This window comes from Pseudomonas fluorescens (assembly GCF_002022275.1).
GTDB lineage: Bacteria > Pseudomonadota > Gammaproteobacteria > Pseudomonadales > Pseudomonadaceae > Aquipseudomonas > Aquipseudomonas fluorescens_AJ.
This window is the reverse complement of the sequence record NZ_MSDF01000012.1, coordinates 1-12,189: the sequence shown is the minus strand read 5'-3', so window position 1 is coordinate 12,189 and position 12,189 is coordinate 1. Positions and strand designations below refer to the sequence as shown.

Below are 12,189 nucleotides of genomic sequence, written 5' to 3'. Positions count from 1 at the left end.
AGCCGGTTCTTCACAAAGAGCCTGCTCTCCACAAGAAGCCCGCTCTCCACAATAAGGCGCACTTGCCACATCAGAGCAGGAGGTTGCTCGGGTATCACGGCCACGGCCAGGATACATCCGCTCAACTATCCAACCATCGACAACTGACACCGATTGCTAGCCTCAAGAGGTATTGATACTTCCAGGGCAAAGGAATGCGTCGTCAACCAAACTCTCATCTGCTGCGTCGTGGTCGGTACTCCGAGCCGGGGCGTGCTTACCTGATCACCGTAGTCGTGCATGAGCGGCACCCGTTGTTCAGCGATTTCTATCTGGGACGGTTATTGGTCGCAGTACTGAAGCAGGCTCACGATTCAGGCGAGGTCAAATCGTTGGCGTGGGTCATCATGCCTGACCACTTTCATTGGCTGCTGGAGATCACAGATAGGGAGCTAGCCCAGGTTATGGGGCGTATCAAGTCGCGCAGTACGCTGTCCATAAATCGTGCGCGCGGTACCACGGGACCCTTCTGGCAACGTGGCTATCACGACCGTGCCGTACGTGCTGAAGAAGACCTCCGAAAAATCGCACGCTACGTCATTGCCAACCCGCTCCGGGCTGGGCTCGTGGAGAAAGTGGGCGACTATTCGCTATGGGATGCGGCCTGGCTCTGAAATGAGAACACCTGTGGTGAGTGGGCCTGTTGTGGTGGGTGTGCTTTCTGAGGTGGGCGAGCTTGTTGTGGCGAGCGGGCTTTCTGTGGCGAGCACCCGTCAGGTGTGCGAATCCTCAATCACCTTGGGCACGGTGAAGCGGAACTCACTGCCATGGCCCACTTCACTTTCAGCGACGATTTTGCCGCCGTGGGCCTGAACGATACCCTGCGTGATATACAGCCCCAGCCCGCTGCCGGTCGGGTTGTTTTCGGTTTGAGTCCAGTAACGATCAAACACATGGGGCAGTTGCTCCGGCGGGATGCCTTCACCGGAGTCGCGCACCACGAAAATGATTTCCTCGCCATTGCTCATGGCGCTGATACCGATATTGCCCTGGCGCGGGGTGAATTTGATGGCGTTGCCGATCAGGTTCGACAACACCTGGAACAGGCGCTCCGGGTCGGCGTTGATCTGCAGGCCCGGCTCGGCGTTGAACGACAGGTCGATGCCTTTCTCCATCGCCAGCGGCGTCAGCAGTGAATAGGCCTCCTCAAACATCTGGCTGACGTCCAGCTTCACCGGCTTGACCACATAACGCCCGGCCTCGATTTTCGAGGTGTCGAGCAAGTCTTCCAGCAACACGTTCATACGCCCGGCGGCTTGCTGCATGGTGTCGATGGCCGAGGAAATGCGCCGTGAGGTGTGTGGGCCGTCGGAGCTGAACGCTTTTTGCATCATGCCGCAGAGCATCGAGATGACGGTCATCGGGTTGCGCAGGTCGTGGGACACCACCGCGACCAGCTCGTCACGCGCACGCACGGCTTGCTGCTCGCGCAGCACCTGGCGGGCCAAGTCGTTTTCCAGTGCCGAGCGGCGCAGGTCGTTGGCGGCAAACAGGTCGCCGTGGCTCCACTTGGTGGAGATGCCAGCCATTTCAACTTTCCAGATTTCAAACGAGGTGCGTGGGCGAAGGCGCAAGCCGGCGTCGGAGTTTTCCAGGTCCAGGGGCTTGTTCGGGTCGCCGCTCCAGTGGATGTTTTCCTTCACTTCCGGGCGGAACCACAGCACGCCGTTGTCCACCGGCTTGGGCAAACTCATGGCCAAAACGCCGCTGGCGACCTGTTGAAACTCGGCGGCAGGCGGGTAGACCGACGACAGGTTGTGGCTGGAAAACACCGGCTCGCCGGTCTCGATCAGCCGCTTGTGCAACGCCCGAATCTGCGCCGGTTCCGGGCAGTTGCCGTAGCGATGCAATTGTTTGTCTTCGATGATCGCGACGCCGCCGGACAGGGTCAGGTCCAGCAGCCACTGCGGCTGCTTGGCGAGGCCGTCGAACACGTTTTCCTTGGAGGCTTTCATCGCTTGGTCAAGAGAGGCCAGGGTTTCGACCTTTTCTTCGCGCTGGCGGCTCAGTTCCAAGGCTTCCATGGCGCTGATCTGCAACGACAGCACTTGGCCGATGGTCTGGCACGCGGTGCGTAAATCGTTCGGCACCAACAAGGGCTCGCGGTTGCCGCAACTGATCAGGCCCCAGAGTTTGTCGCCCTTCATCAGGGAAATGCTCATGGACGACAGCACGCCCATGTTCTGCATGTACTGGCAGTGAATCGGCGACACACTGCGCAAGGTCGCAAAGCTCAAGTCCAGCGGCTGCTCGTTGTCCGGGCGCAGCTTGGGCAGCAGCGGCACCGGCTCGTACGCAGCATTGGGGATGATGCGCAACCAGTTGGTGCGGTACAGCTCACGGGCTTGCTCCGGGATATCGGACGCGGGGAAGAACAGCCCATTGAACAGCTCCATGGAAGGCGCCGACGCTTCGGCGATCACCTGGCCATGGCCTTCGTCTTCGAAGCGATAGATCAGCACGCGGTCGTAACCGGTCATGGCCTGGATTTCATTCACGCTGATTTCGTACAGCGCCTGCAGGGTTTTGGCCGACTGCAAGCGTTGCAGCATCTTGCCCAGGTCACTGGTGCGACCGTTGAGCGCGCGGGGTTTGAAGTCTTCAAGACGTGGTTCGAATTCCAGTATCAGCACCTGTTGATGGCGATGCAGCAGGCCTTCGAATTCGGCGCCGTTCAGCGTGACGTGCAGCGGTGGGGCGTCGAAAAACGTGTTGTTCTCAGCCATGGCCCGCACGGCCTGGGCATGCTCGGCGCCAATCAGCGTGTGCAACGGCTGGCCCAGCAGCGCCTCGGGGGTATGGCCGAACAAGGCGCTCACGTTGGCGCTGATTTGCACGATGGTGAGCTCGGGTTCCGACAGGGTCAGCAGCACACCATGAGGCTGAATCGCACCCGGGAAGCGAATGGGTTCGTCCGCACAGTTGGCAAGCAGCTCTTCAAAATCTTCGGGTTTCATAGCAATACCTCCTGGCCTTCGAGCCATTGCTCAAAGCCGCTGAATGTTGAACGGGCTGCGTCTACCGCGCGCTGTTTAGCTTGCGCGTCCAGCGGCAGGCGGCCCAGGTAATCGAGAAAGTCTTTCCAGCGTCGACCGGTGTCGGCGCCGTACACATTGAGAAATGCACCGCCGTTGTCCGCATCAATCGCTAACCGCTGCGCCATCTCGCGGCGCAATACCTGGCCGCCGAGGGTCGCGCCTTCGAGCACATACAAGGCGCCAAGGCAGGCGGCAGGGGTGTCGAACATCGGGAGCTCAGAGCAGACCGGCAGGGCGCCGATGGCGTCGTCATCCAGGCCGAGGGCATAGAGGTCGCTCACCAGAGTCGGCGTTTTCGCACGCAGCGTCTGGTCGAATCCGTCGGGGATCAAGCCACTGTCGTACAGCGCAGCTTCCATCGGCCCATAAAACCCGTAATACGCCCGGACCAGTCGCCGGTACCAATCGGCATCCAGGCGCTCGGAGAAAAACGGCAGGCGCTTTTCCAGCGCTACGTGCAGCAGGCCGGTGCCTGTGCGCAACGCTTCCAGCAATGTGGGCACACCAAATTCATGGGCCTGTGAATGCATTCAATGAGCTCGAACTGTGGGCCTCTCGGCCATGAATGACGCGTGAAAATGGGCGACGATTCTACACAACTCATTGCCGTCAACTGTACGCACAAAGCGAAAAGGCTGACCGGCGGATCAGAAAAGTCGCTCCTAGCATCCTTAATGACCACAGGGCATTGCTTGAAGTTCGGTTCAGGTGATGTCGCTGCGATATCAGTGCAAAGACCCTTGTTGAGTCAGTGCCGTTTGCACGCACTCCAGCAAATGTTCGGTGCTCCACGGCTTGGGCAGGAACCGCACACTGCTGCCCAATTGCGCCGCCAGCTTGGTATTGCCGGACGTCAGTACCACTGGCACCGACGGCCAGCGATGGGCGACCACCCGACTGAGGTCATAGCCGTTGAGCAAACCCGGCATCTGGATATCAGTGACAATCAAGTCCACCGGGTCATCGGCCCGCTCCAGAAAGATCATCCCTTCATCTGCCGAGGGAAAAGAGGTGACATGCGCCCCGAATTCTTCCAGTACATCCACCATCAACGAGCGAATGATCTCGTCGTCTTCCAATACTAAAATCGATGGCTGAGCCATGATCCTTCTCCACCATCAGGGTTCAGTAAGGTTGAGTGGCGCGCGATTGCGAGAGTTTCGGCAGCGCGAATTTTTGCCGATGGATGGTCATATAGACGTGTTTGGCAAGCTGTTGTCCCTGGAATCCGGGCTTTCAGGGGGCGGGAACTTTGGGTTTCATCAGGAATAAATCACCACTCCCAGGCGTTGTGCGTAAAGGGGTGCCTGCAAGCGGTGCCGAACTGTCTGAACCTTCCTTGAAAGACTGCGCCTTTGAACCGACCCGTACTGCCCATTTCCTAAGAACACCTGGACCGCTGGATTGCGTCTTTGCAACCGGCGTTGCTCGACGACGCGTTCACGTGCGTCATCGGCATCCTGCGCGGCGGTGGGCCCCTGGCGTTGATGGTGTCCCACGTCACCGGCGTGGCTCCGGCGTTCTTGCGCTACCAGCGCGCCGACCGCAGCGTGGCTTGGGACTCATCCATCCCGATCCCGCCACCCGGCAGCCACGTGCTGCTGTGCGAAGACATCGCCGGTGCCGGGCATACCCTCAAGGACTGCTCCAGCTTCCTGCAGCGCCAGGGCCTGAGGGTAAAAATTCTGACTGCCGGCTTCGACGACCTCAGCGCCACCCGGCCCGATTACGGGATTGATGGGCGCGGCTACTTCCTGCAATTTCCCTGGGAGCGCCAATCGCGCACTGCCGCATACCGTGACCACTGGGTGGAAACCCGTGGCGGACGCACCGGCGATCTGGCTCAGGACCATGAGTACGACGCCTACGCCATCGACCTCGACGGCATCCTGTTGCCAGACATTCCCGAAGCGCAGTACAGCGCCGATCTGCAAGGCGCGCTGCTGCAACGTGACCGGTTGGCTCCGTTTGAACAGCTGCCGGCATTGGGCACCGTCAAAGCCATCATCACCGGCCGCCCGGAAATGGACCGTGCCCGCACGCAAGCCTGGCTCGACCGCCACGGCCACGGCGACACGCTGTTGATCATGCGCGACACGGCGCGCTACAGCGACACACCCGAACACGTCGCCACCCACAAGGCCAGTGCCACCCTGCAACTAGCCTGTACCCACTTTGTGGAAAGCGACCCGGTGCAGGCAATTTTGATCGCGCAGCAAGCGCCGCTGTTGCGTGTGATCTGGTGGGACGCCCAATCCCGCCAAGCGCGGCTGCTGGGTGCGGCGCAGTGGGGCTGATACAGGCATAATCGGCTCACCGTTGCCCGCTGTGGAGCCCTCCATGAAGTACGCCTTGTTGACCCTTGCCCTGATCCTGAACACCGCCCCGGCCTTCGCGGCGGGCGATGCCGAGGCGGGCGGCAAACTCTTCAGCAAAACCTGCGGCGGCTGCCACAGCATCGGCGAAGGCGCGCGCGGCGGGTTCGGGCCGGAACTCAATGGGATCATCGGGCGACCTGCCGGGACTACCACCGATTATCAATATTCCGACGCGATGAAGAACTCCGGCGTGGTCTGGACCCGCGACAAGCTGGCGGCCTACATCGAGGCGCCGAAGAAAGTTGTCAGCGGTACGCGCATGATTTTCTGGGGCATCAGCGACCCCGACAAAATCCAGGACATCCTCGCGTACCTCGAAACCTTCCAGCCCAAATGATTACTCGCGCACGTTCTTGAACAGCATCAGCCGCGCACTCTCATGCAGCCCGCGTGTCAGCCCTTGCAAGCGCTGGAACTCCTGCGGATTCTGCTCGGCCACATCCTCCCGAGGCGTTTGCGAGGCCAGGTCGTGCAACGTTGGCGAGCTGCCGTCGTGCTGCATCTGTAGGAGGAAATGCTGAGTCACGCCGCCGATGATCGGGAAGGTGCCTTCGTGCAGCACCAGCGGCACCACGCGCTCACCTTCCGGCGCCGGTTGCTGGATGTCCCGGCCCATCGCGCCGTTGGTAAACGGGATGCCCGCCATGCCGGCCACGGTGGGCAGCAAGTCGGCAAGGCCCACGGCTTCGTCGATCACCCGAGGTGCAAGGCCCGGTGCATGAATCAGCAGCGGCACGTTGTTGCTTTCCAGGCCCAATTGCTCGAACGCTGGTGCCATGTGCGGGATCTGGCTGATGCGTGTGTTGTGGTCGCCGAAGAGCACAAAAATAGTGTTGTCGTACCAACCGCCCGCTTTGGCGATTTCCATCAGGCGGCCGATGTTGAAGTCCAGCAAGCGCACGGCGTTGTACTGCTCGACACTGCGCGAGCCGGCGTTCTGGGCTTGCTCCAGTGTCACGTTGTTTAACTGAAAGCCGTCATTAAGTTTGGGAATGGTAAACGGCCGGTGGTTGCCGGACGTTTGCAGGTAAGCGAAAAACGGCTGGTCTTTGGGCACGGCGCGCAACAGTTGGTCGCCTTCCTTGAACAGGTCCAGGTCGGAGACGCCCCACACGTCCACCCGTGGCGAGCGCCAGTGACTTTCGTCAAACAGCTGCACGCCATCGATGCTCTGGCGAATCAGCGCGTTGATGTTCGCCCAACCGGCGTTGCCGCCGATCATGTAGAACTTCTGGTAATCCTCGAATGCGTTGATCAGCGTGTGTTGCCGCGTGATCAGCGGGTTGCGCGTGGCGGTTTCCTGGCGCGTCACGTCCGGCACGCCGGTGATGCTCGCCCACACGGTTTTCGCGGTGCCGGTGACGGGTACGTAGAAGTGCTTGAAGAACAGGCTTTGCGTCGCGAGTTTGTCCAGGTTTGGCGTGGGGTTCAGCGGGTTGCCGTAAGCCCCGACGGCGCTGGTGCCGAGGGATTCGAGCATCACGAAGACCACGTTGGGCGGGCGATCGCCGGCCAGCTTGTAGGGCTGAACCCCTTGTTCGCGTACGAAATTCAGTTGCTGGGCGTCGGGTTTGTCGACACCCAAGTACTGGGCCACCTGTGGGTAAAGTGTGCGCACCTGGGCTTCATCGTATTGCGATTGGCCGACCTTGAGGGTGTCGTACAAAAACAGCACCGGGTTCAAGCCCACGGCAGCGACTTGGCTATTGCCGGAAAAAAACGCATCGCTCCAGCGCAGAGGCACCGGGTTTTCCAGGTTCAGATTGGCCACGCGGCCGAGCAAGGCCAGTAGCACCACGACCACGCCAGCGACGGAGATAGAGGTCACTGCCAATTTGCCGATGGCCTTGGGCTCGCGGTCCAGGGTCAGTCGCTCCAGGCAGACCAGCGCCCACACCCACAACGCCACTGCCGCCAGCCAGCAGGCGGTTATCCACAGCACCGGGTAGGTTTCCCACACCATCTGTTGAGAAATCTGCGCGTCTTGCAGGTAACGCAGCACCGTCGCGTTGATGCGCACACCGAGGTAGGCGTAGTGGCCGAAGTCGAGGATGTACACCAAGCCGACCACGGCCAGTGCAATCACCAGATAACCGCGCGCCAGCCAGCGCAGGGCGGGCAGGGTGGTGAGGTTCCAGCGCGGCAGCCAGGCCAGCACGGCCAGCGGCAACAGCAGCAACACGGCCAGACGCAGGTCGAAGCGCAGGCCGATGCCGACGGTTTCCAGCAGTGCCGGGGTGTTCAGGGGCAGACCGGAAAACGCCAGTACAAATACCAGCCGCAGCGCGGCCAGCAGCGCAAACACCAACCCGATCGCGCCCACGCCATAGCGCAGGCGGCGTGATTGCAACACACTCATTGTTGACCTCTATTCAATCTTAAAAACACCACAAGACCCATCTGGGAGCTGCGGTGCGACGATTCGACTTGCCTGCGATAGCGGTATATCAGTGCCAGATGTGTTGCCTGACACTGCGCATTCGCGAGCACGCCCGCTCCCACAATTTGAATTGCATTAATCCAGCGACTACGCAGTAGATCGCCAAGAGCGGATCTACTAGGTAGTCCCAATAGTTTTCCGACGCCTTTAACCGCAGCGCAAAGGCCAAAGTGCCCACCGCCAACATCCACACCACCAACCCATTACGCAGCCACAACGCCATCAAGGCGACGGCCGCCATCAGCACAATCATCGGCCGAGGGTTAAACCCCCACCGGTAAGGATCGAAATACGTCAGCCCTAACGTCGCCGGGTACAACACCAGGCACAGCACGCCAAACAGCGCCAACATCTGCACCCGATGCGGTCGCTCAAGTGGCTGCACTACGCCCAACCGACTCAACGTCACCCACGCCAACAACACCAACGTGCTGATCGCCAAATCATCGGTAAAACTGCGCACGTACGCCGCCAACGACAGCCCGTTCACCGGGATGACACCCAGCACCACCAGCATCGGCAACAACCACGGCCGCCAGCGCGCGGTAAAAGGAAGCAGGCTTAGAAGCACAAACCCCAGCAACACAAAACTCAAATGGGCCTGCCATAACGACATCATCACAAACGCTCCGACAGCCAGGCTTCGTTGAAGCTGACATGTTTGATAAAGGTGTTATTCCACGAGTACACCAAGTGATACATGCCGTCCGGGCTGCGGCTGAAATACGGGTACTCGTATTCGAATTCGCAGCCACGCGGTTTGCACACGCGGTAGTCCAGGCTGCTGAGAAAGCGTTGCTCCAGCGGCAAGCGCTTGGCGCCGCTGGACGCGCGGAAGCCTTCGCCGATGATTTCTTTATAAGCCTGTGGGGTGAACGGTTGGCCGAGCGGGTCTGGCGACTGGTCCAGCTGCGCGACGGTGTGCCACTGGCTCATGTTGGCGTCGGTGCCGTAGAGGCTCAGCTTGAAGCGGCCGTCTTGCAGGTCGTTCAAGGCCACCAGCAAACCGTCTCCTTGGGTGCCGACCGCTGCCAGCGACGAATTGGGGTTGGACGGCGCCAGCGGATACGGCTCGCTCCAGGTCTGCCCGGCGTCTTCAGTGCGGCTGGCGAGGACGCGGTGATGGGTCTCGCCGGCGTAGCGCAACATGGCGATGGCGCGGTTGCCGTCCAGCGGCACTATGGTTGGTTGCAGGGAATGCTTGCCACGGCTGATGCGGAATTTGTCGATTACCGCGCCGTCGGCGCTCAAATACAGGTACTCGGCAAACTTGCCCATGAACTCGTGGTACACCGGTAGCCCGATGGAACCGTCGGCGTGGAACACCGGCGCTGCGCGCACCAGGGTGCTGACATTGAAGAACGGCGACGTCACCAATTGCCTCGGCGCCGACCAGTTCGCGCCGAGGTCATCCGACACCATCACATTGATCGCGCTGGCGGCCCAACCGCCGACCGACACCGACACATAAAACATCCACAGGCGTTTATCCGGGCCCAGGGCAATCACCGGGTTGCCCAGCTTGCGGATATAGCGCCCGGTGCCATCACGCGTGCTTTCGCGGGTCGCCAACACCTGTTCGGCGCCCCATTCGCGGGTGCGCGCATCAAACCGTGCGGTGCGCACCTGCACGTCGGCCGCGCCTTCGCGGGAGCCGGCAAACCACACCGCCATCAGGTCGCCGCCGGGCAGCGCGGTGACGGAAGACGAGTGCACAAAATCAGTGAACTTCGAGGACACAAAACGGCTGGTGTATTCCGGCGCCGTGGCCACCTTTGAGGTGTTCGGGCTTGCCTGGGCAAACGGCGCCAGCACGTGGGGCGGATGGCTCAGCCATGCGGCAACAAAAACGCCGAGCAAGCTGATGATCAATAGGGCGGGGCGCATAAGGAACCTGTCAGGGAAAAGGATTACTGCGCACGTTCATCCGGCAGGCGCTTCCTGCGACCGGTGAGCATGGATAACGGCAGGTTGTCCTTCACCTGAATACTTTCAAACACCGCTGCCAGCACATGCACACTCACCAGGCCCAGCAGCACATTGGCGGCGGTCTCGTGGAGTTGCAGCGGCCAATCCGCGCCCCATAAAGCGTCGACTTCCTGCATCAGGAAGCCGCTGATGCCGAGGGTCAGCAGCGCCGACATCATCAACAGCATCACCAGCGCGCCAAGGGGCGAATGGCCCAGGCGATGCAGCGCTCGCCCGGTGACCAGCCTACGCACATGAGCGCTGAGCCGCGCAGGCGATGGCCAGAAATCCGACCAACGCGCGCTGCGCGGCCCGACAAATCCCCACACCGCGCGTACCAGCAGCCAGGCCATGGCGTAGTAACCCAGCCAGACATGCCAGTCGCCGCCGGTTTCGTTAAAGAAGTAATTGGCGACAAAGACCCCGGCGATCGACAGATGAAACAGGCGAATCAGCGGGTCCCACAGGCGCAGGGAGTCGCCTGGCATCAGCCCTTGATCTCGGTCTTCACGGCTTTGCCGGTGACCGGGTCGTGGTAGATCTCGACCTTGCGCTTGTCCTTGTCGAAACCGTAGATCTCGTAGCAGTTGCCGTCGGTGACCTTGAACTTGCTGATCGTGTAACCGTCGCCCTTGAGCTTGTCCTGAAAAGCTTTTTCGTCCTGCCATTGCGAGCGCTCGGCGGTGGTGCACTGCGGGCCGGCGAGGGCCATTGGGCTGGCGATAAGCAGAGACAGCAGGAGAATTTTGCGCATGGAAAAGCTCTCAGCAGGTGTGGGAGATTTCACAGTGCAAAACCAACCTTAGCGCAACCTTAGTTGGCAACGCGCCGTAACATCTTTCCCGGAATAATCGACGCGGGAACCCTGCATGATGCCGCCGTTTCCCACAGAGATATCTCTATGCGCCTACTCCTCGTCGAAGATGACCGCGCCCTCGGCCAGGGCATTCGCGTGGCATTGGGCGCCGAAGGCTACACGCTGGATTGGCTGCAAGATGGCCTCAGCGCCTTGCACGCCCTGCGCACCGAAAGCTTCGATTTGTTACTGCTCGACCTCGGCCTGCCACGCCTCGACGGCCTCGACCTGTTGCAGCAACTGCGCGCCGAGCAACACGACTTGCCGGTGCTGATCCTCACCGCCCGCGACGGCACCGCTGCACGCATCGCCGGCCTAGACGCTGGCGCCGACGACTACCTGATCAAACCCTTCGACGTCGAAGAACTCAAAGCCCGCGTGCGCGCCCTGTTGCGCCGCAGCCAGGGCCGAGCGCAACCGATGCTCGAACACGCTGGCATCAGCCTCGACCCGGCCACCCAGCAAGTGCGCTATCAAGAGGAAGACATCGTCGTCACTCCGATGGAATACCAACTGCTGCACCAACTGATAGTGCGCCCCGGCAAAGTCGTGACCCGCGAGCGCCTGTCCCGCGCCCTGTATGGGTGGCAAGACCGGGTGGAGAGCAACACGTTGGAGGTGTTGATTCATAACCTGCGCAAGAAGTTATCCACAGAGCTGATTCGCACCGTGCGCGGCGTTGGCTACGTGCTGGTACTTGAACCATGAATTCGGTGCGTGCGCGCATCCTTATTCCCGTGCTGGTGCTGATCCTGCTCGGTGACGCCCTCATCACCTGGCTGGTGCTGCGCGACAGCCACCACGAAATCGCAGAAGTCTACGACGCCCAACTCGCCCAAAGCGCCCGCCTGCTGCAAGGCGTGCTGCGCCAGCGCGACCCCGGTGACGCGGATTGGTCGCGGCTGTATGAGGCGTTCGACCATGCCATGAGCCGCGTCGGCGAGGAGGGTGTGGCCCACCCGTACGAAACCCGCCTGACCTTTCAGGTATGGCGCAGTGACGGTGAGTTATTGATGCGCTCCGCCGAAGCCCCGGTGCTCGCCGCGCCGCCTGCCACCCTCGGCTCACACGACCTGATGGACAACGGCAACGACTGGTGCGCTTTTTTGCTGGCCGACCCGCAACAGGGGCTGTTGATTTGGGTGGGAGAGCGCGACGACATCCGCCAGGACCTCATCGAACGCATCGTGCGCCACACCCTCTGGCCGAGCCTGATCGGCGTACCACTGCTGGCCGTACTGATCTGGCTGACCATCGGCTGGGGCCTCACACCCCTGCGCGCCATGGTGCTGTCCATCCGTGGGCGCAACACCGACACCCTGCAACCTCTGCACCTCAAGCCACTGCCCACCGACCTGGAACCGATGCAAACCGCGATCAATCGGTTGTTGGTGCAGATGGACAACCTGCTGGAGCGCGAACGCCGCTTCATCGCCGACGCCGCCCACGAACTGCGCACGCCGCTGGCGC

13 protein-coding genes are annotated in these 12,189 nt (G+C 61.2%); 5 read left to right on the top strand and 8 right to left on the bottom strand.

All coding sequences use genetic code 11. The features are described 5' to 3' along the window. Nucleotides 1–194: 194 nt before the first annotated feature. Entirely contained in the window at nt 195–653 is a 459-nt protein-coding gene (locus BFW87_RS05990; RefSeq protein ID WP_078739020.1) for an REP-associated tyrosine transposase, read from the top strand. A 99-nt stretch (nt 654–752) separates the two neighbouring features. Here the strand turns inward: BFW87_RS05990 and BFW87_RS05985 are convergent, their stop codons facing one another. The 3 genes from BFW87_RS05985 to BFW87_RS05975 form a co-directional block, all read right to left on the bottom strand. Continuing rightward, entirely contained in the window at nt 753–2,996 is a 2,244-nt protein-coding gene (locus BFW87_RS05985; protein ID WP_078739019.1) for an ATP-binding protein, read from the bottom strand. Continuing rightward, nucleotides 2,993–3,607 (bottom strand): biliverdin-producing heme oxygenase, encoded by a 615-nt coding sequence (locus tag BFW87_RS05980; RefSeq protein ID WP_078739018.1) that lies wholly within the window; start codon nt 3,605–3,607, stop codon nt 2,993–2,995. The genes BFW87_RS05985 and BFW87_RS05980 overlap by 4 nt, the downstream gene beginning before the upstream one ends. A 195-nt stretch (nt 3,608–3,802) precedes the next feature. Further along, entirely contained in the window at nt 3,803–4,180 is a 378-nt protein-coding gene (locus BFW87_RS05975) for a response regulator (RefSeq protein WP_078739017.1), read from the bottom strand. 309 nt (nt 4,181–4,489) lie between these two features. On the opposite strand from BFW87_RS05975, the gene BFW87_RS05970 reads away from it, so the two are divergent. Beyond that, a complete protein-coding gene (locus tag BFW87_RS05970; protein ID WP_254865856.1) occupies nt 4,490–5,374 on the top strand; it encodes a phosphoribosyltransferase in 885 nt (294 codons plus the stop codon). A 43-nt stretch (nt 5,375–5,417) separates the two neighbouring features. Then, on the top strand, nt 5,418–5,792 hold the full coding sequence (locus tag BFW87_RS05965) for a c-type cytochrome (protein WP_078739016.1): 375 nt from the start codon (nt 5,418–5,420) through the stop codon (nt 5,790–5,792). Here the strand turns inward: BFW87_RS05965 and BFW87_RS05960 are convergent, their stop codons facing one another. The 5 genes from BFW87_RS05960 to BFW87_RS05940 all read right to left on the bottom strand — a co-directional run bounded on the left by BFW87_RS05960 (nt 5,793) and on the right by BFW87_RS05940 (nt 10,617). Beyond that, nucleotides 5,793–7,814 (bottom strand): LTA synthase family protein, encoded by a 2,022-nt coding sequence (locus BFW87_RS05960; RefSeq protein WP_078739015.1) that lies wholly within the window; start codon nt 7,812–7,814, stop codon nt 5,793–5,795. An 88-nt stretch (nt 7,815–7,902) separates the two neighbouring features. Continuing rightward, entirely contained in the window at nt 7,903–8,514 is a 612-nt protein-coding gene (locus BFW87_RS05955) for a hypothetical protein (RefSeq protein ID WP_078739014.1), read from the bottom strand. Then, nucleotides 8,514–9,782: a sialidase family protein gene (locus BFW87_RS05950; RefSeq protein WP_078739013.1), complete on the bottom strand. Its 1,269-nt coding sequence runs from the start codon at nt 9,780–9,782 to the stop codon at nt 8,514–8,516. The genes BFW87_RS05955 and BFW87_RS05950 overlap by 1 nt, the downstream gene beginning before the upstream one ends. A gap of 23 nt (nt 9,783–9,805) precedes the next feature. Beyond that, nucleotides 9,806–10,351: a cytochrome b/b6 domain-containing protein gene (locus BFW87_RS05945; protein ID WP_078739012.1), complete on the bottom strand. Its 546-nt coding sequence runs from the start codon at nt 10,349–10,351 to the stop codon at nt 9,806–9,808. Beyond that, the gene (locus BFW87_RS05940; RefSeq protein ID WP_078739011.1) at nt 10,351–10,617 is read right to left on the bottom strand and encodes a PepSY domain-containing protein; all 267 of its coding nucleotides are present in this window, start codon (nt 10,615–10,617) and stop codon (nt 10,351–10,353) included. Before BFW87_RS05940 ends, BFW87_RS05945 begins: the two co-directional genes overlap by 1 nt. 147 nt (nt 10,618–10,764) lie before the next feature. Between BFW87_RS05940 and BFW87_RS05935 the strand changes: the two genes are divergently transcribed. Together BFW87_RS05935 and BFW87_RS05930 are read left to right on the top strand one after the other, a co-directional pair. After that, the gene (locus BFW87_RS05935) at nt 10,765–11,427 is read left to right on the top strand and encodes a response regulator (protein ID WP_078739010.1); all 663 of its coding nucleotides are present in this window, start codon (nt 10,765–10,767) and stop codon (nt 11,425–11,427) included. Further along, nucleotides 11,424–12,189 (top strand): sensor histidine kinase N-terminal domain-containing protein (locus BFW87_RS05930; protein ID WP_176159716.1); only part of this gene is annotated, 766 nt, incomplete at its 3' end. The genes BFW87_RS05935 and BFW87_RS05930, both read left to right, overlap by 4 nt.

Coding starts and splice junctions, on each gene's coding strand:
- BFW87_RS05990 (WP_078739020.1), top strand. CDS start 195: ATGCGTCGTCAACCAAACTCTCATCTGCTGCGTCGTGGTCGGTACTCC.
- BFW87_RS05955 (WP_078739014.1), bottom strand. CDS start 8,514: ATGATGTCGTTATGGCAGGCCCATTTGAGTTTTGTGTTGCTGGGGTTT.
- BFW87_RS05975 (WP_078739017.1), bottom strand. CDS start 4,180: ATGGCTCAGCCATCGATTTTAGTATTGGAAGACGACGAGATCATTCGC.
- BFW87_RS05965 (WP_078739016.1), top strand. CDS start 5,418: ATGAAGTACGCCTTGTTGACCCTTGCCCTGATCCTGAACACCGCCCCG.
- BFW87_RS05985 (WP_078739019.1), bottom strand. CDS start 2,996: ATGAAACCCGAAGATTTTGAAGAGCTGCTTGCCAACTGTGCGGACGAA.
- BFW87_RS05960 (WP_078739015.1), bottom strand. CDS start 7,814: ATGAGTGTGTTGCAATCACGCCGCCTGCGCTATGGCGTGGGCGCGATC.
- BFW87_RS05950 (WP_078739013.1), bottom strand. CDS start 9,782: ATGCGCCCCGCCCTATTGATCATCAGCTTGCTCGGCGTTTTTGTTGCC.
- BFW87_RS05980 (WP_078739018.1), bottom strand. CDS start 3,607: ATGCATTCACAGGCCCATGAATTTGGTGTGCCCACATTGCTGGAAGCG.
- BFW87_RS05935 (WP_078739010.1), top strand. CDS start 10,765: ATGCGCCTACTCCTCGTCGAAGATGACCGCGCCCTCGGCCAGGGCATT.
- BFW87_RS05945 (WP_078739012.1), bottom strand. CDS start 10,351: ATGCCAGGCGACTCCCTGCGCCTGTGGGACCCGCTGATTCGCCTGTTT.
- BFW87_RS05940 (WP_078739011.1), bottom strand. CDS start 10,617: ATGCGCAAAATTCTCCTGCTGTCTCTGCTTATCGCCAGCCCAATGGCC.